Annotated in this window: 20 protein-coding genes and 1 pseudogene; 15 read left to right on the top strand and 6 right to left on the bottom strand. The window is 69.5% G+C overall.

Annotated features, from left to right (window positions below):
- Positions 1–404 precede the first annotated feature (404 nt).
- A complete protein-coding gene (locus KBI5_RS14000; RefSeq protein ID WP_085015483.1) occupies positions 405–2,042 on the top strand; it encodes a mechanosensitive ion channel family protein in 1,638 nt (545 codons plus the stop codon).
- 134 nt (positions 2,043–2,176) lie between these two features.
- Here KBI5_RS14000 and KBI5_RS13995 read toward each other — a convergent pair whose 3' ends face one another.
- Together KBI5_RS13995 and KBI5_RS27020 are read right to left on the bottom strand one after the other, a co-directional pair.
- Complete coding sequence (locus tag KBI5_RS13995; RefSeq protein WP_011434649.1) at positions 2,177–2,485, bottom strand: GlsB/YeaQ/YmgE family stress response membrane protein; 309 nt, start codon at positions 2,483–2,485, stop codon at positions 2,177–2,179.
- Positions 2,486–2,516: 31 nt separating this feature from the next.
- The gene (locus KBI5_RS27020) at positions 2,517–3,083 is read right to left on the bottom strand and encodes a hypothetical protein (protein WP_051623781.1); all 567 of its coding nucleotides are present in this window, start codon (positions 3,081–3,083) and stop codon (positions 2,517–2,519) included.
- Positions 3,084–3,652: 569 nt separating this feature from the next.
- Between KBI5_RS27020 and KBI5_RS13985 the strand changes: the two genes are divergently transcribed.
- The 3 genes and pseudogenes from KBI5_RS13985 to KBI5_RS13975 all read left to right on the top strand — a co-directional run bounded on the left by KBI5_RS13985 (position 3,653) and on the right by KBI5_RS13975 (position 7,156).
- Positions 3,653–5,152, top strand: coding sequence for an amidase (locus tag KBI5_RS13985; RefSeq protein ID WP_085015490.1), 1,500 nt, complete (start codon positions 3,653–3,655; stop codon positions 5,150–5,152).
- A 150-nt stretch (positions 5,153–5,302) separates the two neighbouring features.
- Positions 5,303–6,475, top strand: a pseudogene (locus KBI5_RS13980) (PP2C family protein-serine/threonine phosphatase).
- Positions 6,476–6,673: 198 nt separating this feature from the next.
- Positions 6,674–7,156, top strand: a complete 483-nt coding sequence (locus KBI5_RS13975; RefSeq protein ID WP_085015482.1) for a hypothetical protein — start codon at positions 6,674–6,676, stop codon at positions 7,154–7,156.
- A gap of 54 nt (positions 7,157–7,210) precedes the next feature.
- On the opposite strand, the gene KBI5_RS13970 is transcribed toward KBI5_RS13975, so the two are convergent.
- Positions 7,211–7,606 carry a hypothetical protein gene (locus tag KBI5_RS13970; protein ID WP_011434644.1) on the bottom strand — a complete coding sequence of 132 codons (396 nt, stop codon included), beginning with the start codon at positions 7,604–7,606 and terminating at the stop codon, positions 7,211–7,213.
- Between the two features lie 318 nt (positions 7,607–7,924).
- Here KBI5_RS13970 and KBI5_RS13965 point away from each other — a divergent pair, with 318 nt between their 5' ends.
- The 3 genes from KBI5_RS13965 to KBI5_RS13955 all read left to right on the top strand — a co-directional run bounded on the left by KBI5_RS13965 (position 7,925) and on the right by KBI5_RS13955 (position 11,830).
- The gene (locus KBI5_RS13965; protein WP_011434643.1) at positions 7,925–9,193 is read left to right on the top strand and encodes a glycosyltransferase family 4 protein; all 1,269 of its coding nucleotides are present in this window, start codon (positions 7,925–7,927) and stop codon (positions 9,191–9,193) included.
- A 20-nt stretch (positions 9,194–9,213) separates the two neighbouring features.
- Positions 9,214–10,155 (top strand): lysylphosphatidylglycerol synthase transmembrane domain-containing protein, encoded by a 942-nt coding sequence (locus KBI5_RS13960; RefSeq protein ID WP_235462892.1) that lies wholly within the window; start codon positions 9,214–9,216, stop codon positions 10,153–10,155.
- Positions 10,156–10,846: 691 nt separating this feature from the next.
- Positions 10,847–11,830: a kelch repeat-containing protein gene (locus KBI5_RS13955; protein WP_241882897.1), complete on the top strand. Its 984-nt coding sequence runs from the start codon at positions 10,847–10,849 to the stop codon at positions 11,828–11,830.
- Positions 11,831–11,933: 103 nt separating this feature from the next.
- Here the strand turns inward: KBI5_RS13955 and KBI5_RS13950 are convergent, their stop codons facing one another.
- The gene (locus KBI5_RS13950) at positions 11,934–12,629 is read right to left on the bottom strand and encodes an NAD(P)H-binding protein (RefSeq protein WP_011434640.1); all 696 of its coding nucleotides are present in this window, start codon (positions 12,627–12,629) and stop codon (positions 11,934–11,936) included.
- 233 nt (positions 12,630–12,862) lie between these two features.
- Between KBI5_RS13950 and sigJ the strand changes: the two genes are divergently transcribed.
- Positions 12,863–13,741, top strand: coding sequence for an RNA polymerase sigma factor SigJ (sigJ, locus tag KBI5_RS13945; RefSeq protein WP_070131089.1), 879 nt, complete (start codon positions 12,863–12,865; stop codon positions 13,739–13,741).
- A gap of 100 nt (positions 13,742–13,841) precedes the next feature.
- Here sigJ and KBI5_RS13940 read toward each other — a convergent pair whose 3' ends face one another.
- The gene (locus tag KBI5_RS13940) at positions 13,842–14,966 is read right to left on the bottom strand and encodes an SGNH/GDSL hydrolase family protein (protein WP_157902507.1); all 1,125 of its coding nucleotides are present in this window, start codon (positions 14,964–14,966) and stop codon (positions 13,842–13,844) included.
- 441 nt (positions 14,967–15,407) lie between these two features.
- Here KBI5_RS13940 and KBI5_RS13935 point away from each other — a divergent pair, with 441 nt between their 5' ends.
- Positions 15,408–16,268, top strand: a complete 861-nt coding sequence (locus tag KBI5_RS13935) for a polysaccharide deacetylase family protein (RefSeq protein ID WP_241882895.1) — start codon at positions 15,408–15,410, stop codon at positions 16,266–16,268.
- Positions 16,269–16,405: 137 nt separating this feature from the next.
- On the opposite strand, the gene KBI5_RS13930 is transcribed toward KBI5_RS13935, so the two are convergent.
- Positions 16,406–17,032 (bottom strand): polysaccharide deacetylase family protein, encoded by a 627-nt coding sequence (locus KBI5_RS13930; RefSeq protein WP_241882893.1) that lies wholly within the window; start codon positions 17,030–17,032, stop codon positions 16,406–16,408.
- A 492-nt stretch (positions 17,033–17,524) separates the two neighbouring features.
- Here KBI5_RS13930 and KBI5_RS13925 point away from each other — a divergent pair, with 492 nt between their 5' ends.
- From KBI5_RS13925 to KBI5_RS27350, 6 genes are all read left to right on the top strand, one after another.
- Positions 17,525–18,847 (top strand): YncE family protein, encoded by a 1,323-nt coding sequence (locus tag KBI5_RS13925; RefSeq protein WP_085015478.1) that lies wholly within the window; start codon positions 17,525–17,527, stop codon positions 18,845–18,847.
- A 349-nt stretch (positions 18,848–19,196) separates the two neighbouring features.
- A complete protein-coding gene (locus tag KBI5_RS13920) occupies positions 19,197–19,556 on the top strand; it encodes a MerR family transcriptional regulator (protein WP_011434634.1) in 360 nt (119 codons plus the stop codon).
- Positions 19,557–19,659: 103 nt separating this feature from the next.
- Positions 19,660–20,529 (top strand): TIGR03619 family F420-dependent LLM class oxidoreductase, encoded by an 870-nt coding sequence (locus tag KBI5_RS13915; protein WP_011434633.1) that lies wholly within the window; start codon positions 19,660–19,662, stop codon positions 20,527–20,529.
- 266 nt (positions 20,530–20,795) lie between these two features.
- Positions 20,796–21,212, top strand: coding sequence for a hypothetical protein (locus KBI5_RS13910; protein WP_011434632.1), 417 nt, complete (start codon positions 20,796–20,798; stop codon positions 21,210–21,212).
- A 5-nt stretch (positions 21,213–21,217) separates the two neighbouring features.
- The gene (locus KBI5_RS13905; RefSeq protein ID WP_085015477.1) at positions 21,218–22,159 is read left to right on the top strand and encodes a hypothetical protein; all 942 of its coding nucleotides are present in this window, start codon (positions 21,218–21,220) and stop codon (positions 22,157–22,159) included.
- A gap of 215 nt (positions 22,160–22,374) precedes the next feature.
- The coding region (locus KBI5_RS27350) for a hypothetical protein (protein WP_206745258.1) at positions 22,375–22,561 on the top strand (187 nt) is incomplete at its 3' end.

The following is a 22,561-nucleotide window of genomic DNA, read 5'->3' as shown; positions in this document are numbered from 1 at the left end:
AGCTATTTTCAACGAGACACAATCTGGCGACGGAGGACGGCGTGTTTCCGCGAAGGACCCGTTCGTGTCACGATCACACCTATGGCGACGCCGGTAGAACCACGTTTTTCTTGTCCGCACCACACGTCTATATTCGTGAACGAAGTCGGATGGGGACCCACCGCAATCGTCCGCCCCACCCTTCAGGCAGACGTGATTCGGATCACTTCATTGGATCTGAATGTTCCGGGCAGACCAACCCCATGCATGTGACTGCTACGCCCTCGCTGCGACTGCCATCGGAGCCCTGCGCTGGGCCCCGGCGCGGGGAACGGCAACCGGGCACACTGTGACCCGGACCCGTATCCCAGGCCGACATCGAGCCTTTTCATCCCTGACCATGGCCCAGGACGAGGAGCCTGTCTGTGCGTCTGAGCGCCGCGCCCGATCTGTCCTTCTCCGACATGCAATCGACCGTCGCCGTCCTGACGATCCTGGGCGGTGCGGTCCTGCTGGCCCTGGCCGTCTCCGTATTGCTGCACCGCATGGCCAGACGGATCGGCCGCCATTCGGAGATCGTCGCCGATCTCGCACAGCGCGGTAAGCGGCCGACGCGACTCACGCTCGTGCTGGTGGCCCTGCTCGTCGGCCTCACCTCCACGGCTGAACAGACCTGGACCGGGRCAGCCCTGCGAGTGTCTAATGTCGCCCTTATCGCTGGAATCGCCTGGTGCGTCACGGTGCTCGCGTTCGCCTTCGAGGACCTCGCGCTCGCCCGCTACCGAATGGATATCGTCGACAACCGGCATGCCCRCCGGGTGCGCACCCAGGTCACCCTGCTCCGACGGATCACGGTGGCCATCATCTCGATCATCGCGGGCGCCTCGATGCTCATGACGTTCCCGAGCGTCCGCGTCGCCGGCGCCAGCATCTTCGCCTCGGCCGGCGTGGTCGGCATCGTCGCGGGGTTGGCCGCCCAGACCTCACTGTCCAACGTCTTCGCCGGACTCCAACTGGCCTTCACCGACGCCATCCGGGTCGACGATGTGGTGGTGGTCGAGAAGGAGTGGGGCAGGATCGAGGAGATCACTCTCACCTACGTCGTCGTCCACATCTGGGATGACCGGCGGATGGTCCTTCCGTCGACCTACTTCACCACGACACCGTTCCAGAACTGGACCCGCAAGGAGTCCGCGGTCCTCGGTGCCGTCGAGCTGGACCTGGACTGGGCAATCCCGATCGRCGAGATGCGGGCCGAGATGCACCGGGTCCTGGACGCCACGGACCTGTGGGACAAGCGAGTCTGCGTCCTGCAGGTCACCGACGCCATCGATGATCACATCCGCATCCGCGTCCTGGTCAGCGGCAAGGACGGACCGACCGTGTTCGACCTGCGCTGCCACATGCGCGAGGCACTCGTCCGATGGGTCCAGCACAACCATCCGACAGCTCTGCCCCGGACCCGCATCGAGTTCGACGCCTCCGCGCACCTGCTCGGTCTGCGCATCCCGGATCAGGGCCGGGCCGATGACCGCGACGGCCGCCACCCCGATCCGTCCGGCAACGGCCGGCACAACTATCTCCACGGCCGCGACCATCCCCACGGCGACCATCCCGATGGAGACCATCCCGACGGCAGGTCCGACCGGCTCCGCAAGACGAACGGCATCCGCCGCGGCGAAGAACCAGCGCGGGCGGTTCCCGTCCCAGTGCAAGGTCTCCTCTCCCCCACGATCATGGATGCCACGAACTCGGCCGCGGTTACCGCCGCCGGCAGCGCGAGCCGGGAGGCGGAGACCGGTACGGACGGCGGGACGAGCACCGCGCCCACGGGTGCGCCTGCCGACGCCGCCGAGGACGCCCGGCTGTTCTCCGGCGCGAGTGCCGACGCCGCGGAACGGGCGCGGAACTTCAGCGAGACCAGCGAGACCAGCGAGCATGACAGCTCCGCTTCTTCTCCACCGCCCCGCGACGACGACGACGATGACGACGCGGCGCAGCCAGGGGAATCGACCCGACGCCAAACGACACCGCAGGCGCCAAACGACACCACAGGCGCATAACGACACCACCGAAGGCTCCGGCCCAGCTCCTCCGCAGGTGGAGGACCCAGGCCGAAGCAGGCGTCGGGTCAGAGCAGGTGCTCTGTGTGCTGCTGACCGGATCGCGGTCACCCGGTCGCCGGCGGGTATCGCGATTACCGGCGGGCGTAACGACGGCTGCGGGTCGACCCCGACCGGCCGCCGTGGCCCCCCACGTTCCGCCACACCAGGAGAACCAGGATGGCACCGATGATGGACCCGAGAATGCCGGACGGCTGCAGAGCGCCTTCGCCGACATCCTTATTGAACAGGACGTAGCCGAGGAATCCTCCGACGAAAGATCCGATGATTCCCACCACAATGGTGCCGAGAATCCCGATGGGATCCCGGCCGGGCAGCAACACGCGTGCGACGGCCCCGGCGACAAGTCCGAGCAGAATCATGACGACGATGAAGGTGATCATTAGTTTTCTCCCTACGAGGTGGTTGGATTACTCATCCCCGGCGCCGCCGTCCCCGCCGGACCACCAGCAGCAGCACCACCGTGCCGGCCAGGACCCCACCCGTGGCCTTCGGGTTGCTCCGCATCCGCTGCCCGACGGACCGCGCGGCTTTCCCGCTGGTGGCGAGGGTCTTCTCGGCCGCCCCCTTCGTCTTCTCGGTGGCGACCGACACATGGGGAGCAAGGGTCTGGACGGCCTCGTTGACCTTCTGGCGCACCTCGGCGGCTCCGCCGGCCACTCTGGCCCTGGCGCCCGGGGTGGTCATGTCCGGGCCGGCCAGGTCCGGGCCGCTGACGTTTCCCGGCTCCCTGACGTTTCCCGGCTCCCTGACGTTTCCCGGGCCGGTGACGTTTCCCGGGCCGGTGACACGTGAGGCGGAGGTGGTCGCGGCGATGACGTCGGGGCTCGGCGCCGGGGAAGCGTGACCGTTCAGGCCGGGTGCCGGGCCGGCACCTACCCTCTCGGTACCGGTCGGGACCGGGGGGACCGGAGGGCACGCGAACGGAGCCGTGGTCGTGTCGTCGGCGGGAAGCGACGCGGTCCGTGCGGGCTCCGGCATCACTGAACTCGGGTCCATTGGYATCGTTCGGTTCCTCCCTGGAAGGTGTCGGTGTCTGACCTGGAGACCGGGTCCGATCTGGAATCAACGGCTGAGCTGGTCAACGGCTGAGCTGGTCAACGGCTGAGCTGGTCAACGGCTGAGCTGGTCAACGGCTGAGCTGGCATCACGCTCGGCCCGTCCGACCGGGACCGACGCGGACCACCTCGCCGAGCCACATCTGCGATCAGGCCACATCTGCGATCAGACCTGCCGCCGGCTCCCCGTGACTCGCGGAGAAAGCCGACCGGGCGGGATGTTCACTAGCCGTACTTCTCATCGTCATACCCGGAATCAATGCGGATAACCCGATGTAGACGCCCTGACAGGACACGGGGCCGCGTCACCGATGCCCAACACTATCCACAAACACATAAATGCCACATAACGGCTAATATATCGATCATGGCTCATCTCTCCCCAACCTGCCCACAGCAGGGGACAATGGGAGGTATCAGGCGATCGACGGTGCGGACGACCCGGCGTCGGCTACGGTTCGGACAGCAGCCATGAGCGTCAGGGGGTGGCTGATGTCGGATGTGCCCACAATGCCCTCCGCAGCCGACCGGAACGGTCCGCTCGAAGGCATCCGCACACTGGCCGCACGCCTCGCCTCCGGCGAGATGACGTCCCGCGAGCTCGTCGAAGCCGCGTTGGCCCGGACAGCGGCGACCCAGGCCACCCTTAACGCCTTCCGCTGGGTACGGGCCGAGGCGGCCCTGACAGAGGCCGAGGCGGCGGACGTCGCGCTCGCCGCCCGCCGCGGCCGTCCCGGCCGGGACGGCCGCGGCGGCTGGTGGAGCACGCCGGGATGGCGACCGCTACTCGGCGTGCCCATTGCGATCAAGGATGACACCGACCTGACCGGTACCCCCACGGCCTTCGGCGCCATGGGGGAGTTCCCCCCCGCGGTCCGGGACAGCGAGATGGTGCGACGGCTGAAGGCGGCCGGTGCCATCATCATCGGCAAGACCAACACCCCCGAGTTCGGGCAGTGGCCGTTCACCGAGGGCCAGGCGTTCGGGGTGACCCGCAACCCGTGGGATCTCGACTACTCTCCCGGCGGTTCCTCCGGAGGCGCGGCGGCCGCGGTGGCCGCGGGGCTGGTACCGGCTGCGATCGGTTCGGACGGGGCGGGCTCCGTGCRCATCCCCGCCGCCTGGACCCACCTGGTCGGGATCAAACCGCAGCGGGGGCGCATCTCGAGCGCCCCGGTCCGCGAGCAGTTCAACGGGCTCACTGTCTACGGCCCGCTAACCCGAACCGTCGCCGACGGGGCCCTGCTGCTCGACGTCCTGTCCGGCAGCCTGCCCATCGACCGCGCTCGACCGCCGGCGCCGGCCGAGCCGTTCCTCACCGCCGCCGGCCATCCCCCTCCCCGCCTGCGGATCGGGCTCTCCCTGCACCACCCGTACAGCGGGATGCCGGTGGCCCTCGATCCGGCCGTCCGGGCCGCCGTGGAACGGATGGCCGAGATCCTGGCCCGCTGCGGGCATGACATCGTGCCGGTGGAGCCGCCCTACGGCCTGCTTGGCACGATTTTCCTGCCGCGGTCCATGGACGGCATCCGCGACTGGGCCGGGCGGGTGCCCGATCCCACCCTGCTTGACCCGCGGACCATGGCCAACGCGCGGACCGGACGGATGCTGCGCCCGTTCCTCCCGCTGACACGCGCCGCGGAACCACTGGCCCGGCTCAACATCGGCCGCGTCTTCCGGCGGGTGGACGTCATACTCGCCCCGACGACCGCCACTCCGCCGCCCCGGGTGGGCGAGCTCAACCGGGAGAGCAACTGGGCCACCGACCAGGCGATCGTGGCGGCGTGTCCCTACACCTGGCCGTGGAACGTCCTCGGTTGGCCGGCCGTCAACGTACCGGCCGGACGCACCGCGGCGGGACTGCCCGTCGGCGCCCAGTTGATGGGGCCGGCGAACAGCGAGACCCTGCTGATCTCCCTCGCGGCGCAGGTGGAGGACAGCGAGCGCTGGCACCTCCATCAGCCGGGAGAACGCTCGGCCCACGCGATCTGACGATCTGACCCGACGGGCACCCGATCCGACCTGGTCCACGGCCCGACCTGGTCCACGGCCCGATCTGACCTTACGGGTAGCGGGATGTTACCGAATAGCCGAAATGCGAGGCCCTCTCACGGGATCCCGATCCGGCCGGGACAATGACCCATGCGAAGACGTCGTTCAGGCGCTGGCGGACTCGGCGGACTCGGCGGACTCGGCAGGGTGGAGGGGCCCGGCGGATTAGAGGGGCTCGGCGGGGTGGAGGACGTCCGTCCCCTCATAGCCGGAACGCTCGTCCTCGTCACGGTCGTCATCCTCGACGCGACGCCCGGGCTGATCCTGGTCGGGTACTTCGGTCTCGGGCCACTGATCATCGCGGCGGCCAGTCCACCCCGGGTCACCGCCGCGGTCGGAGCGCTGGCAGTGATCGCGGCGCTCCTCTCCGGCTTCTGGGATCATTGGTTCGGGACCGGTCCGCATCTCGCCGCAACCACGCTGGTCGCCCTCCAGTCCGTGATCGCGGTCTGCATCTGCGTGTGCCGGGAACGGCAACGCTCACAACTGCACCAGGTCAAAGCGGTCGCCTAGGTCGCGCAGCGGGCACTGCTACCGGCGGTCCCGAGCCGGCTCAACGGGGCCGGTTTCGCGGCTCGGTACCTCTCCGCCGCCCAGGAGGCGTCGGTGGGTGGCGATCTCTACGAGGTCGTCTCCACCTCGCAGAGCATCCGGATGATCATCGGCGATGTCCGCGGCAAGGGCCTGCCCGCGGTCCGGCTGGCCTCGATAGTGCTCGGTGCCTTCCGCGAGGCGGCAGTGACCTGGCTCGACCCGGAACAGGTGGCCGCCGCCTGCGCCCGCGCGGTGGGTCGGGAGGCCGAACCCGAGGACTTCGTGACGGCGCTCATCGTCGACATCCACCCGGACGGTCGGCTGGGCCTGTGCTCGGCCGGGCATCACCCGCCACGACTGGTCTCGGCGGACGAGTGCACCACGCTGGAACTGAAGTCGCCGAGTCCGCCGCTCGGGCTGGCCGAGCGTTTCTCCGTCACGATGGCGAGCTGGGCGGTCGGCGATCGGATGCTGCTGTTCACCGACGGTCTCACCGAGGCCCGGGACGGCCGGGGGCGGTTCTTCCCTCTGGACGATCATCTGGACCTGCTGCGGGGCGGCAGCCAGGACGACGCGCTCGACCGTCTCGCCGGGGCTCTGCGCGCCCACGTGGATGGCAGGCTGCAGGACGACCTCGCGGTGCTGCTGGCCGAGCGGGAGGCGGGACCGAGTGGCGGGATGGGAGCCGGGACAGGAGCCGGGACAGGAGTCGGCGTCCTGAGCTCTTGAGCCCGGCGGGACCCGGCGGCCCCTCGACCCGAGATCCGACTCCCATCCGGCGTGCCGCTGTCCCTTGGAGCCCGTCGCGATCCGCTACGGTCACCCAATGCGGAGGGATTCCGTGGCCGCCGCCCGATACCGACGCCTACAGTTGTGCTCACGGGTATTCACTCCAGGTATCGATATACCGGACGGTCGGAGACGGTCGTGAGCGTTCCGGTGGATTCCGGTGACCGTCGCACCGTGCGGCTGCTCTTGGCCCTACTCGTCGTCGTGAGCGCCGTGGCCGCGTTCGCCGTCGGCGGTCTGATCGCGACGTCCGGGTTACGGGTGAGCTGGGGACGCGCCGAGGGCGCCGCGRCAGCGGCCGACCTCGCCATCGCCAAGGACGGCTCGCTGCCAGCGGCGATCGGCAGGCTGGGCATCGGCGGCGGCTCGGATCCCTCGTCACTCACGGATCCCTCGTCACTGACGGCGGGYCCCTCCCYGAAGAGCGGGCCTTCGTCGGCCACCGCGTCACCGACGCCGACGGAGGTGGGCGGGGCGAAACACCCGGTGCCAAGCCCGGTGCCGAGTGGCGAGTATCCGCCTACACCCACGGCACCGAGCCCGCGACACAGCTRCACGGCCCCGGCCACCTCCGCACCCGGGGGGTCGGGCGCCCCCATCCTCATCTACCCATTGTGCTGATATCCGTTGTGTCGATATCCCTTGTGCTCTTGTGCTGATATCCGTCGTGCCGAGCTATCCGCCGGATCCGGGCCGCCAGTCGGGCGAGCGGCCGGTGAGGGCCAGCAACCTCGTCCACTCGTCGGCGTCATCCGGGACCGGCACCGGGCGGGCGAAGATGCCGGCCGCCCGCCAGGCGTCGATCTGCGACGCCAGCTGCTCGTGGACCCGGTGCACGAGGTCCCGGTCAGAGCCGACACCCGCCACCGACGAGGTGTCACCGGCCCGCCGGCCGTGCATGTCGATCGCCCGCGCCAGATCCCAGCCGTGGATCAGTAGATCGGCGGTCAACTGGAAGGCGTACTCGCTCGCCGGCGTGGGGCCGAAGGAGAGGACCGGCACCGACGCCCAGGCTCCCGGGCGGTTCCAGGAGTCCCGTGCCCCACGGGCCGCCGCCGTCCAGCTCGCCACGGGATGCGCCCCTGGCGCGGACGCTCGTCACGATCGCAGGTCTCATTAGCGCCACATCGTGAGGCTGCAATCATCTCCCTTCATGAAGGGTCACCCCCTGCCGTCGCATCCCGTCAACCGGGACGCCACACGCCCGATGCCGCTCGTTCAGCCCTGTCGCCGGCCGGACGACGCGTGAGGGAACTTCCCCTCCCGCCGGGCCCCACCGATGATCCGAACGCGCCGATCCGCCCTGCGAGGAGCGGACCGGCCTCAGGTACCGATCCTGCCGGGGCCGGTACCGCCGGGGCCGGTACCGGCCTGGTCGACGTGCCAAGCATGCTGGTGGTCGCCGACAAGTTCCCCCCGGTGCTCGGCGGCATCCAGACGTTCGCCTACCATCTCGCGGCCGGGCTTCCGGCTGACCGGGTGGTGGTCGTGGCGCCGGCAGCCCCCAGCGCCGCCGCCTTCGACCGGACGCTGCCCTTCCCGGTGATCCGCATGGACGAGAGGATCCTCACCTCCCCCGGATCCCGGCGCCTCCTGCGATCGGTCGTGCGGTCCGAGCACTGCGAGGCGGCCTGGTTTCCCACCGCGGCGCCGCTCGGCCTGCTCGCCCCGACGCTGCGAACGGCCGGGATCTCCCGGGTGGTATCGTCGAGCCACGGGCACGAGGTCGCCTGGTCCCGGCTGCCCGGCGGGTGGTCGCTCGTCCGAGCGGTCGCCGCCCGGGCCGACGTCCTGACCTATCTGACGGCGTTCACCCGGCGCCGGCTGCTCGCCGTCGCCCCGCCGGGCACGACACTCGCGCGGCTGACCGGCGGGGTGGATACCGGACGGTTCCGGCCGCGGGTCGGGGGCGAGGAGATCCGCCGGCAACACGGCTGGTCGGACCGACCGGTCGTGATCTGCGTGGCCCGCCTGGTGGCGCGCAAGGGGCAGGACATGCTCATCCGAGGCTGGCCGGTGGTCCTGCGACGTCATCCCGCCGCACGGCTGCTGCTGGTCGGGCAGGGTCCCGCCGCGGACCGGTTGCGACGGCTCGCCACCCAGGTGGGCGTCGCCGACGCGGTGCATTTCGCCGGCGCGGTCACGGAGCAGGATCTTCCGGCCTATCTCGACGCCGCCGACGTCTTCGCAATGCCGTCCCGCACCCGCCTGCTCGGCCTGGACCTCGAAGGTCTCGGACTGTCCGCCCTGGAAGCGGCGGCGAGCGGCCTGCCGGTCGTCACCGGTGCCCAGGGCGGGGCACCCGACGTCGTCCTGCCCGGTCGCACCGGCGTCGTCGTGGACGGCCGCGACCGGCACGCCGTGGCGACGGCCGTCGCCGACCTGCTCGACGACCCCGAGAGATCCGCCCGGATGGGCCTCGCCGGACGGGACTGGATGTGCCGGAACTGGAACTGGGGTGAGTTGAGCCGGCGGCTCGCCGGACTGCTCGCGGGCGGGCCAGATTCCGATCTTGAGGGTGTCGCGGGACACTCTTTCGGATCCTCGGCGGCGCATCGGGAGGTCCCGGATGGCGTCGTCTCGAGCAACATCGGGCCCAGCGGCATGATTTCGGACGACATCGTTCCAGACCGGATCGATGTGAGCCAAGGCGGTTGAATTCCATGGCGAGACGGCGGATGGGATACATCCGGGCGAAGGGGGTTGCAGCCGTGGCCGCGCCGCTGCTGGCGGTGGTCTGGCTCGCGCGTTCGTGGACAACGGTCGAGAGCGGTGTCGACGCGTTGACGCGCGCCCACCCGTCCTGGCTGGTGGGCGCGGTCGCTGTCGCCCAGTTGACCTGGATCGCGGGAGCGGCCTGCCAGCAGGGCACGGTGGCCCGGCCCCTGCCAGTGGGTCCGCTGCTCGCGGTCCAGGTCGCCGGCAGCGTCGCCAACCACGTGCTGCCGGCGGGCTTCGGGGTCGGCGCGGTGAAGCTTCGTTTCCTGCATCGTGCGGGGCTGACCCTGCGGGAGGCGGTGACGGCGGTGGGCCTCGACACCGCCGCCGGTGTCACCACGCACCTGGCCGTGCTGATCATGCTCCTGGCGGGGGGATTCCTGCCGGTGGACGTGGCACGCCTACCCCGCGGCGAGCCGGTGGCCATGGTGGTCCCGGCGGTGCTCGCCGGGCTCGCTCTGCTCGGCCTGCTCGGCTGGCTGATCGCCCCGGTCCGCCGGGCGGCCCGCCGGGCATGGGCGGGCGTCGTCGACCACCTACGGTCGATGAAGACCACCCTGCAGTCGCCGAGCCGGGCGGCCCTGCTGTGGGGCGGCTCGGCCGCCATCCCGATGCTGCAYGCCGCGACCCTGTGGGCGATCATGCGTGCGCTGCACCTTCCGCTCGGGGTCGGCGCGGTATTCGCGATCTACTTCGCGGCGAGCGCGGCCTCGGCCCTGGTGCCCTCGCCGGGCGGCTTCGGCTCGCTCGACGCGGCCCTGACAGCAGCGATCATGGCTGCCGGCCAGTCCGCCGCCATCGCGCTCGCGGCGGTCCTCGGCTACCGGATGATCACGGTATGGCTGCCGATGGCCCCGTCGGCCTGCGTCCTGGCCCTGCTGGTCCGCCGCGGCCACCTCTGACCCGCGCCACTCACCCCCGTCGGGGGATGGTCCCGCACCACGTCAGGCCCACTCGTCCCGTCCGGGTGGACCCGCGGGCACCGAACCCAATGGTGATTACTCTTCGAATCAATGGGAATGCACAACGTCAGGATGCACAACGTACAGCTAGTTCTCGTGCGTGCACCGTCATCTACCCATGCCATCCACCCGTCGGTCAGGGCCGCACCCGCGGTCCTCAGAGGGGGGAGACTTCATGAACTGGTCCCGTACATCACGTCGGTGCGCCTCGCGCRCCTTCGTCCTGACCGCCACGCTGGCAGCARCCCTGGCCGCGCCGGGGCTGCTCAGCTCGGTGGCCGAGGCGGCAGCACCGACCGGCAGCCCGACGAGCAGATGCCCGTCGCTGCCCCAGATCGCCGGCCCACTGCAAAGCTGGGAGACGGTTACCGCCCTGCCGACTCCCCGTGTCCATCTCGCGGCCACCACGGGATGTGACGGACGAATCTATGCGATCGGCGGCCAGGCCGCCGAGACGGGCGCCGGCGGCGGCGCCCCGGGATCGCCTACGGGGACGCCCGGCCCGACCGCGTCACCGACTACACCCACTTCACCAACCACCACACCCACTTCGCCAACCGCACCCGCATCACCGACGCAGTCGCCGGCCCCCACCGGGACGCCCGGAAGTTCCGCGACGACGACATCGACGGTGGGTCCGGCGAGCCTGACCCGGAAGCCACTGGCCGGTCCGCTCGGYCCGTCAACCGATGACCCRACCACCAGCCCGACCACCGACCTGCCCACCGCGACGTTGACCGGATCACCCGGCGCGAGTCCGACCGGTTCACCGACCACGCCCGGGACACCGACGGGCACCGGCTCACCCACGTCACCGCCGGGCGTCGCACCCCTGACGCCGGTGGGGACGGTCCAGGTCTACGACCCGCGGAAGAACGCCTGGACGGACGCGCCCGATCTGCCGACCGCGCGTACCCACCTCGCCGCCGCGACCGACCTCGATGGCCGGATCTACGCGATCGGCGGCCGGTCCGGCAGCTCGAACCAGCCCACGGACATCGTCGAGGTGTACACCCCGTCCAGCGGAAGCTGGTCGACGGGGAAGCCCCTGCCGAGCGCCATGGGTGACCCGAGCGCGGCCCGCGGCACCGACGGCAGGATCTACGTTCTCGACGCGAAGACCCTGGCGATCTACGACCCCGGCTCGGACAGCTGGTCGACGGCCGGGGCGCCGCCATCCGGGAACAGGGCTCCGGTCCTGACGGCCCTGCCGGACGGCCGGATCCTGGCCGCCGGCGGCATCGGGGCTGGCGGCGGCTCCGCAGCGCGGGCAGCCACCGACGTCTTCGCCTATACACCGGGTTCGAAAGCGGCCGAGAAGGGTTCGTGGGCCCAGATGTCCGACCTGCCGGACGGCGTCGCGGGTGCCGCCGGGGCGACCGGCCCCGACGGCCGGGTCTACATCATCGGCGGGCGGGACAGCGCCGGGAACGTCACCGGGGCGGTGCAGGTATACACCCCGAAGGACGACCGGTGGGCCGCCGGACCGACCAGCTCCCCCTCGACCCGGGCCGGGCATGCCGCGGCGACCGGTGGTGACGGCCGGGTGTACGTGCTGGGTGGAACGTCCAGCTCCGGCAAGACGCTGAACACCGTCGCCRCACTAAGCAAATAGCGAATAGCGAATAGCGAAACAAGTAACGAACAACGCCGTCAGCCGGGCGCCGGCCGTCCTGTCCCATGAGGCCGGCCCCGGCTGCTGGCCGCGTTTACTGAGGTCAGTCCCGCTTGAATGCCTCCCGGCGCAACATCTGAAATAGCGTCGGGGCGCCTTCGCGGGTCGTCACGGCGACCGCCTTGTGTACGAACCGTACCTCGATCGCCTGTTCGAGCAGGCTCGCGGCCAGGTCCGCGCGGCTGGTGAAGATACCCGGCGCCTGGTCCTCGTGAAGCTCGTAGCTCGTCACGGCGGGCGCGTCGAACAGACCCGAGGGACGCATGATCGTCCAATCTAGGTTGCTATCGCGCAGAAGTTCCTCCATGCGGCGCATATCGCGGTAGGTCGTCTTGCCGATCGTCGCGGTGATCAGCGGCTGGAGGACCCGATTGAGCAGGAAACCGCCATCGGCATGATGATGCGGCTCGGTGGCACTCGAGCTCACCACGACCACTCGCTTGACCCCGTGCCGGAACATCGCCGCAGTGATGTTCCGGATTCCGTCGCTGTAGATGTTGATCGGTTCGCGCGTAAACGGCACGCCAAGCGTCGACAGCACCACGTCGGCTCCTTCGACGGCCCGATCGACGGCCTGGGCGTCGTGCACGTCGGCCCCCACGACGTCGAGCCGTTCGTGCGTGATCGGGAATTCCGCCGGGCGCCTGGTCACCGCGACGACGTCGTAACCGGCGGCCAGCGCCTGCTCGGTCAGCAGCCGGCCAGTCGGCCCGTTCGCTCCGAACACGACAATCCTCATTGCTGCGCTCCTCCTGACCCGCGGGTACGCGGATCACCTGCCTGTCGGATGTCCGTCGGATGTCTGTCGGATCCCGCCGGACAGATGTGACCGCCGTGCCCACCGGCCACCGGCCACCAGCCACCAGCCGTCCCCCGGACCCGGACGGGTGGCGTCGTCACATCGGCGGTGCCGCGTTCGTCAACTGCTCAGGAGAGGCTGGTTCGGCGGGGTGCAAGCGAGAGGTGCAGGCAATGGAGGATGCGACGTGGCAGGCCGAGCAGTTCGAGCGCCAGCGCCCGCGGCTGCAGGCGGTCGCGTACCGCATGCTCGGTTCGCTCAGCGAGGCCGAGGACGCCGTCCAGGAGGCATGGCTGCGGCTGAGCCGCTCCGGCGACGAGGCGATCAACAACCTCGGCGGTTGGCTGACGACGGTCGTGGGTCGGGTATGCATCGACATGCTGCGTGCCCGCCAGGCGCGCCGGGAGGACTTCGTGGGCACCTGGCTGCCCGAGCCGATCGTCAGCGCCGAGGACGGTGACGGCCCGGAGCAGCAGACCGTGCTCGCCGACTCCGTCGGCCTGGCGCTGCTCGTCGTGCTCGAGACGCTCACCCCGTCCGAGCGGCTCGCGTTCGTCCTGCACGACATGTTCGCCGTGCCGTTCGAGGAGATCGCCCCGATAGTCGACCGGACCCCCGCCGCGGCCCGCCAGCTCGCCAGCCGCGCCCGACGGCGGGTGCGAGGCGCCCCGACGGTCCCGGACCCCGACCTCGCCGCACAGCGCAAGGTCGTCGCCGCGTTCCTGGCCGCAGCCCGGGCCGGCGACTTCGACGCCCTCGTCGCGGTGCTCGATCCCGACGTCGTGTTCCGCGTCGACACCGGCTCACGCACCCGGCTCATGCCCACGCTGCTCACCGGCTCCGCGGACGTCGCACAGCACACCGCCATCCAAGGCCCCCGCTTCGCGCGGCACTGCCAGCCAGCCCTGGTCAACGGCACCGCCGGGATCGTCGCGCGCGCATCGACCGGTGTCATCGCCGTCGCCGGCCTCACCGTGCGCGACGGCCGGATCGCCACCATCGACCTGATCCTCGACCCTGACAAACTCCACCGCCTGGTTCTCGCCGACTAGGGGTGTTTTTGACCGGGGTGTTTTTGACCGACCCGGAGACAGTCTCGGATGTGTCAGTCTCGGATGTGTCAACCTCGAATGATGTCAACCTCGAATGATGTCAACGGCCGGTGGGAAGATAGGCGGCGGTGATCGCGGTGGCCAGCGCACGCTGCCCCTGGCCGTTGGGGTGGAACGCGGCGGAGAACGGCGTTCCGAGGAGGTCGACGTCGGGAGGGCTGCCTGTACTGCTGCAGAACTCGTGCCCGGCGAAGGCGTTTTCGGTGTCCACGTAGGTCACGCCGGCCGCCCTCGCGGCGGCGCGGATCGTGTTGTCGAGGTCGTGGACGGTCTGGTTGAACCAGGCCGCGTCGGCCGGCTGGATGCGTACCCCCAGCTTCCCGAGGACGCTGACCGGGCAGGGTGCGTCCAGAGCGTCGGGGAACAGCCGGGGATAGCCCAGGACGAGGATCCGTGCCCCGGGGGCGAGGCTGCGGGCCCGTCGGACAGCCCGGTAGGTCGCGGTGAGTTGTGGCTGCAGGGTGTTCAGAGCGGCCCCCACGGCCGGTGCGGAGTGGTCCCGACAGGACGGGAGAAGTGTGGTCACGTGCAGTGCCRCACAGTAGACCGCGATGTCGGCGAAACCGATGTCGTTGCCGCCGACGGTGAGGGTGACCAGTCCGACGGTGTCGGCCGACCCGTCCAGATAGGTGTCCTGTGGTGGGGTGCCAGGCCCCTGCGACGTGGAGAAGTCCCGAGTGCGTGCGCCCGCGCAGGCCCCGAAGGTGAACAGTGGATCAGACGTCGCGGACGGCGGCGGGTCCTTGGTGGCCAGGGCGGCGTGGACGAGAGCCGGGTAGGCATCGGTCGAGCGTCGGCAGCCACCGAATGGCCGGTAGCTGCCCGGGAGGTAGTCGGCGACGGGGCCGGCTCCGTCCCCGGAGGAATACGAGTCACCCAGCGCGACGTAGCGCAGCGCGGTCAGCCTGGTCCGCGAGGATCGTGAACGGCCGGACCGGTCGGTCGCGGTCAGTTGGAACACGTAGTTGCCCGGAGCCGGGAGGGTCACCGTCGTGTCCGGCGCGTCACCGGCGAATCGGGCCGGGGCCGGTCCCGACAGCATCGTCCACGCTGTGGATGCCGCGGGCCCGGTGACCCTGCCGTGCAGGGCCACCGCGCTCAGCCCGACGACTGTGCGCGAGCGTCCCGCCTGCACGGTCACCATCGCCTGCCGCGAACGTGTCACCGTCGTCACAGAAGGTTGCGATGTCGCTGMYGCGACGTTCTGCYGGCTACGGGATACCTCCGCTGYGCCCGTGTCACGGCAACCCGCGACCACCACGGCCGCCACCAGACCCACCACGAGCATGYTCCACCGGCATCGCCCGAGATCGCTACCCGTCATACCGTCATGATGACAGGCCGTGGAGTGGAGTCCACGGATGTGATGCACGTGGAGTAGCAGTCCTGCGACACCCCAGAACAGTCCTGCGCCACCCCAGAACAGTCCTGCGCCACTCCGCGACGGTCCTACGACACCCCAGAGTGGCGGTCTGTAAAGGGGACGGCCACCGCATGATCCCTTCGAGAAACATACGAAGCAACTCGACAAGGAAGAACCGCGATTACACGCACCGATGGTAAAGCGTAATCATATGTCCGTTAATGTCGGTCTATGGATCGACGGATGCTCCTTTCCCTACTGGGCATCGGCGCCGCGCAGGCGCTGATCGGATGCTCGGCCGGCACGGCGCCCGCCAAGCCCGACACCCACGCCACCGACACCGTGCGCGGCCCTGGCCCCGTCCCAGCGGTCGCACCCGTACCCACGCCCGGGAATTCCGTAGCCACGCCCGGGGATGGAGTGGTCACAGGTCCGTCGCCCTCGTTTCCGCCGATGCYCCCGCCGCATCCAGGCCGACCCACCGTGACCTTCCAGGCACCCGCCCGGACCCAGCAGATCGCCCTGACGATCGACGACGGCTACGATGCCGCGACGGTCGCCGGCTACGTGGCGTTCGCCCAGCGATCGAAGATCCCCATCACGTTCTCGCCGAACGGCGCCTACCGGGCGATCTGGGACCGCCACGCCGACGTCCTGCGTCCGCTGGTGGAGTCCGGCCAGGTGCAGATCGGCAACCACACCTGGACCCACAAGAACCTGCTGCACGAGACGGACACCGCGATCCGGGCCGATATAGAGCGGAACGAGCAGTGGATTCAGCGAACCTTCGGGATCACCAGCCGGCCCTGGTTCCGTCCGCCCTACGGCGCCCACAACCCCCACGTCGACGGGCTCGTGGGCGAGCTCGGCTACACCCGGGTCCTGCTGTGGAACGGCAGCTTCGGCGACTCGACCACACTCACCCCGCAGCAGCTCATCGGGCTTGCCGAGCAGTACCTCAAGCCAGGCACGATAATGCTCGGCCACGCCAACCACCAGACCATCCTCGGCCTGTTCGACAAGGTCCAACAACTGATCGAGCAGCGCAACCTTCAGCCGGTCACCCTGGATACCATGTTCGGCACCTCCCGCGCCGTCGGCTGACAACGGCAACATTTCCGCGGAAGCGACGATCTCGTCCTGGTCGGAAGGGCCCGAGGAATGCCCGGTCAAGAAACTCCCGGTCAAGAAATGCCCGGCCAAGGAGCCAAGGAGTTTCACCCGGGCCGGCCCTTCCGAGGTCAGGTGAGCAGGTCGTGGACCGGTACCGGGGTGAGGCCGGCCGTGCGCAGGTTCGCGACGATCCGGGGGAACGCGCTGACGGTGCCCGGGTAGCCGAAATGCATGCTCACGATGGAGCCTGGCCGGGTGCCGGCCCGCACCCGCGCGACGACGGTGTCGGCTCCGGGGGAGGTGTAGTCGAGCGGGTCGACGTYGAAGTCCACAACCGTGCGGTACCCGGCGGCGCCGGCCTCGGTGAGGATCAGCGGGGTGGCGGTGCTCGTGCCGGAGGGCCGGAAGTAGCGGCCCTGCGTCGGGGCCAGTCGGGCCAGGACGTCCCGGCAGCCGGTGATCTCCGCGGTCACCCGATCGGCTGGAAGCGTCGTCAGCGCCGGGTGGGTGTAGGTGTGGTTCGCCAGTTCGTTGCCGGCCGCGAGGATGACGGGGACGAGGTCGCGGTGCTGGTCGAGCCATTGCCCGACCGCAAACACGGTGATCGGTGCCGAGAGCCTGGCGGCGTCGGTGAGGAGCTGATGGGCCAGGGACAGATCCTGACCCGCCTCGTGCGGGCCGAGATGGAAGGTGAGCGCGACCCGGGACCGGTCACGCGGTCCGTGGGTGACCGCCGCCGCCGCGCCTCCCGGCACCAGCTCCGGGCCGCCGGCCGCGCCGGCAGCGGAAGAGGCCGCCGCGGTCTCACCCGATGTGCCGCCAAGGGCAGGGGCGAAGGGTGACGGCGTTGCTCCTGAGGACGCTGGTGGCGCCGAGGGGGTCGAGCCACCGGTACCGCAGCCCGCCAGCCMCGTAGCCGCCGCCGTACCGGCCACAGCCAGGAACTGACGACGAGAGGTACCACGACCGGCCGGCTGAGACATGACGCTGAGGGTATCTCGGCTACGGGGATATCCCGGCCACTGGAGGCGCCCGATGGGCACCCAGGATCACCAGCCGGGTACCGTGAGGCCACGGGCGGCCAGACCCCGACACGAGCCTTCGTGTCGACGATAGATCACAACCAGGCAAGCGATCAGCAAAACCAGGCAAGCGATCAGTAAAACGCCTTTCTACCATATTCGATTATGCGACCGTCCGACGGGGTCGAAGGGCCCCGCGTGAAAAGACGGTACTAGCGTGTCGGCATGCCAACCAGGGCGAAATCGCATCAACCCCGGCCCGGGAAGCGGCCCCGGCCGTACGGCCCGATCCTGCTGGCCGGCCTGGTGGTCCTTGTCGTCGCCCTGCTGGCGGGCTGGGTCCTCCGTGACCCGGGCAACCAGGCTGCGAACGCTGGAGCCCTCCCGCAACCGCCTGCGTCCCCGGYCAGGGCGGGAGCAAGCCCCACCGCCGCCGTTGCTGGTGGTACCACCGTTGCTGGTGCTACCACCACTGCTGTGGATGTGTACGCCCACGCCCATGCCGGGATGCTGAGCCCGGTCGTGCGCGACGATCCGCAGCTCGTCTATGTCCCGAACCTGTCCGACGGCACGGTCAGCGTCATCGACCAGCACACGCTGCGGGTAGTGGCCACCTACCCCACGGGGCGCGGCCCGCAGCATGTGGTCCCGTCCTGGGACCTGCGGACACTGTGGGTCAACAACAACGTCGGGAACAGTCTGTCACCGATCGACCCGCGGACCGGGCGCCTCGCCGGCCGGGCCATACCGGTCACCGACCCTTACAACCTGTACTTCACCCTCGACGGAAAGAGCGCGATGGTCATCGCCGAGGCGAACCACAGCGTCGACTTCCGCGACCCGCACACCTTCGCCCTGCGCCACAGCCTCGACGTGGRCAGCCGGTGCGCGGGCGTCAACCACGTCGACTTCTCCCCGGACGGCACCTATGCGATCGCCACCTGCGAGTTCGCCGGCCAACTGGTCAAGATCGACCTGGCGCACGAGCGGGTCCTCGGCTACCTCGATCTCGGACGCACCGCGGCCCCCCAGGACATCAAGATCGATCCTGCGGGCCGGGTCTGGTACGTCGCCGACATGAACGCCGGCGGCGTCCACCTCATCGACGGGGACACCCTCACCAAAACCGGCTTTGTCCAGACCGGCCCGGAGGCCCACGGCCTGTACCCCAGCCGCGACGGCCGCTATCTCTACGTCGTCAACCGGGGCGGCATGATGACCTCCGACATGGTCCCGTTCCCGCATACCGGTGATCGGGGCTCCGTGTCGGTCATCTCCTTCACCACCAGGAAGATCGTCGCAAACTGGGCCATCCCCAGCGGCGGGACCCCCGATATGGGCAACGTCAACGCCGACGGGACCCGGCTGTGGCTGTCCGGCCGGCGCAGCAACGTCGTGTACGTGTTCGATACCGGCGGGAACGGCGGGTCGGACCCGACGACCGGCCGGCTGTTGACCGAGATCCCGGTGGGCCACGAGCCGCACGGGCTCGCCGTCTGGCCGCAGCCCGGGCGCTACTCCCTCGGCCACACCGGAATCATGCGATAAGCCCTCGCGTGTTCGATACTCCTGTCCATCGGCTGTCCACCGGCGCACCGCCAGCACGATCACCTCCGGGGGGAAAACCGGAGCCCCCCTACCTGCCAAGATGAGACGAGACAGGCAGTACGTTCCATCTGGGCTGGCTTGGGCGGGGCTGGGAGAGGTAGATCGGGTGATCCTCGCGGCGCTGTCCCGGCTGTTACCCCGGGCCCGCTGGGACGTCTTCTTCGTCACCCCGGCCACCGTGCTGCGGTGGCACCGTGACCTCCTCCGGCAACTTTCTTACCGGCGGCACGTTGCCCTGACGCCGGCGACAAGGTTTAGCGTCTTGCCCCGGGCGGGTGAAGGAGGTCGGATGCTGATCGGCGAACTGGCGGAACGGGCCGGCACGAGCACCCGCACGCTGCGCTACTACGAGTCACACGGGTTGGTACGGCCACGGCGCTCCGCCAACGGCTACCGCGTCTACGACGAGACAGAGCTGCGAGTCGTCCACGAAATTCGGGCCCTGCTCGCTGTGGGCTTCGACCTCAACGACATCCGCCCGTTCGTCGCCTGTTTGCGGGCCGGCAACACGTCGGGACACGTTTGCCCGGACTCTGTGCTGGTGCTGCGACGCAAACTCGCCGAAGTCGATGTCTGTATCAAGCGGCTCGACGCGGTACGGCAGCAGTTGCAGAGCCAGCTCGCYCAAACGATCGCGATGCGGCCGTAGTAGCCGTCGCTGACCGACGAACAGTCATCGAGCTCAACGTCCCTGTCCGCCCGGCCAACGGCGGGCGGGGAGCAATGGGGTATCAGCAGATCGGAAGAATGAGATGAAGTTCGCAATCGGCTACAGCACGCCCTACTACGGTGTCGACCCGGACCGGATCACTGCCTACGCCCAGCATGCGGAGGAATGCGGCTTCGAGGCACTGTATCTGCCGGAGCACATCGTGCTGTACCCCGGGGCGATGGTCGGGTCCATCGAGATCCCGCCGTCGCTGCCCTACGCCGATCCCCTCGATTGCCTGAGCCTCGTCGCCGCGGCCACGAACCGGATGCTGCTCGGCACGGGCGTGCTGCTGCTTCCCTACCACCATCCAGTGGTCCTCGCCAAGCGACTGGCCACCATTGATGTGCTGTCCAAGGGGCGGATGCGGCTATTGACCGTGGGGCTGGGAACCTTGCCGGGCGAGGCCCAGGCGGTGGGGGTGGATTTCAGCACCCGTGGTCGCCGCGCCGACGAGGCGATCGACGTGATGCGACTGCTCTGGGCCGGGGGCGAGGACGGGGTCAGCTTCCGCGGGGAGTTCTTCGACTTCGACAACCTGTGCAGCTTCCCGAAGCCCTACGGCGTTACCCAGCTGCCCATCCACGTTGGTGGATCAAGTCGGGCGGCTGCACGCCGGGCCGGGCTGCGAGGCGACGGCTACTTTCCCGGCGGTGCGCTCGGTCCTGATGAGCGTAGCCTCCAACTAGACCTCGCCCGGTCGACCGCCTTCGAGGCTGGCCGTAATCCGGATGCTCTGGAGTACACGCGATGGGGGTCGATCGACATGACACCGGAACGGGTGGAGGCGTTCGCCGCGCAGGGTGTGACCCGCATCGTCGTGGGCGCCACGGCCATCGATCCAGTTCAGCAGCGCGACGAGATATCCGCGTTCGCCCAGCGGTTCGGCCTCCTCGACCGCCTATCGACCTGACGGTTCGGCCAGACCAGGTCGGCGGCGCGTATGTTCTCGACGTCCGCCAGTAGGCGGAGTTCACCTCCGCCTACTGGCCGGGTGCGACCTCATGTCGAGCTCGGCGACTTGCCCGCCCACCTCGCCGACGTCGCAGCCGGGCTACCGGCCAGCGGCACAGGTCCGGGTCGGTGTGGGCATCCCACCTGCACGCCGGCGCTTGATCCCACCCGCCGCCGGCTCCTGCCCCAGGACCGACCCACCCCCTTCTGCAGGGAGTCTCCGCCTTGACCAGCGACAACCACGGCATCATCGAAGCCGGCCGTGCCATCCGCCCCTACCTCGCCGACTGGTTCGCCCCCCAGGACGCCGCAGCCTTCGACCAAGGGATCGCCGCCCTGCTCACCACTGCCAACCCGGCCGACGCAGGAACCCAGGCTGGTCAGCTGCGCGCCCTCCTCGAAGGCCACCCTCACACCGGCCGGTTCCTGCGCGATGTTCTCGCCGACGCCCCGCACTACAGGCCGCCCGACCAGCAGCCCCGCTACCAGCGCACCCCCCGCCCCAGCCCCCTCGGCGACCCAGGTCCAGTCGCCGCCGACCGGTACAACTGCCCGCGCGGCGACTACACCTGGTACCGGCCCGACCTAGGCAGCGCCATCCCCACCTGCCCCACCCACCAGGTCACCCTCGTACGAGGCTGACAGGCATGCTCGAGGAGTTCTGGAAAACAGTCGGCGAGAAAGTCGCCGACCGATGGGCATCGATCGCCGCCCCCGCCCTGGTGTACTGGCTCGCCCTCCTCGCCGTTTGGACCTACCACCACGGCGGCCTTCACACCCTCAGCAACCACACCAGCTGGCTCGACCGGCAGACCCCCGCAATCCAAACCCTCGCCATCCTCACCGCCCTACTCGGCATCGCAGCCACCGCGGTCCTGGTCAGCAGCGCTGCCACTCCGCTGCTCCGACTGCTTGRGGGCTACTGGCCGGCCATCGCCGACCCCCTCCGCCACCGCCTCGCCGCCCGCGCTGCGGCACGCGCCGCCGCAGACGACCTCGCCTGGCAGACAGCACACACTGCCGTGCAACCCCCGAACACCCCCACAAACCGGCAGCTCGTCGTCTACACCCGCCTCGAACGGCGTCGCCGACAGCATCCATCCCCAGGCGCCCCCGGCTTCTTCCTAGCCACCCGCACGGGCAACATCCTGCGCGCCGCCGAACGACGCCCCACTGACAAATACGGCTTGGACACCATTATCTGCTGGCCCCGTCTCTGGCCTCTGCTCCCTGACACCCACCGGACCGACCTCGCCGCCGCCCGCACCGCCCTCGACACTGCCGCCACCATTACCCTGTGGGCGCTGCTCTTCGCCGCCACCGGTGGCCTCTACACCCTGCTTGCCATCCCTGCGGGTCTCGCCGTCGCCACCATCACCGTCACCGTCGTCATCCCCGCCCGTGCGCAGGCGTTCGGCGAACTGATCGAAGTCGCCTTCGACACTCACCGCACCCAGCTCTACACCCACCTTCGTTGGCCGCTCCCCCACACCCCCGCAGAAGAAAAACCCGCGGGGCAAGCCCTCACCGCCTACCTCTGGCGCGGTTCCGACAACAACACCCCTAACTTCACACAGYCCACCCCGTGATCTCCCTCTGATCTCGCTACAACAACATTGCCAACACCGTCACGCGTCCTTTTCCTCAAACGTCGAGGTTCTCAAACGTCGAGGTTCTGGACAGACACTGCGGACAAAGGGGAGACTCTGCCACATTCGAAACCAGCAAATTCGGCAGGTATGGGTCCGGCCCGGAAGGCCGGACGTTGAGGAAGCCTCGTCACAGAGGAGAGGGGAACGAGTCGATGCGGGACGATCTTCTTGCCAGGGTCCAGGGGCGACTGGAGCTGTTCGCCGCCGAAAGCTCCCCCGAGATCGTGTTGGCCAACGATGCGGTGTTGGAGGTGATGGGTCTGAGGAGTGAATTGCTGGACCGCGGAGGGGCTGGTTCCGGGCATGCGGGAAGGCGCTGGGAGCCGGGCTTCCAACGCT

It is taken from the genome of Frankia sp. KB5 (assembly GCF_002099325.1).
Lineage (GTDB): Bacteria > Actinomycetota > Actinomycetes > Frankiales > Frankiaceae > Frankia > Frankia casuarinae.
Note: the sequence above shows the minus strand (reverse complement) of the source record. Positions and strands in the feature narration are given on the sequence as shown.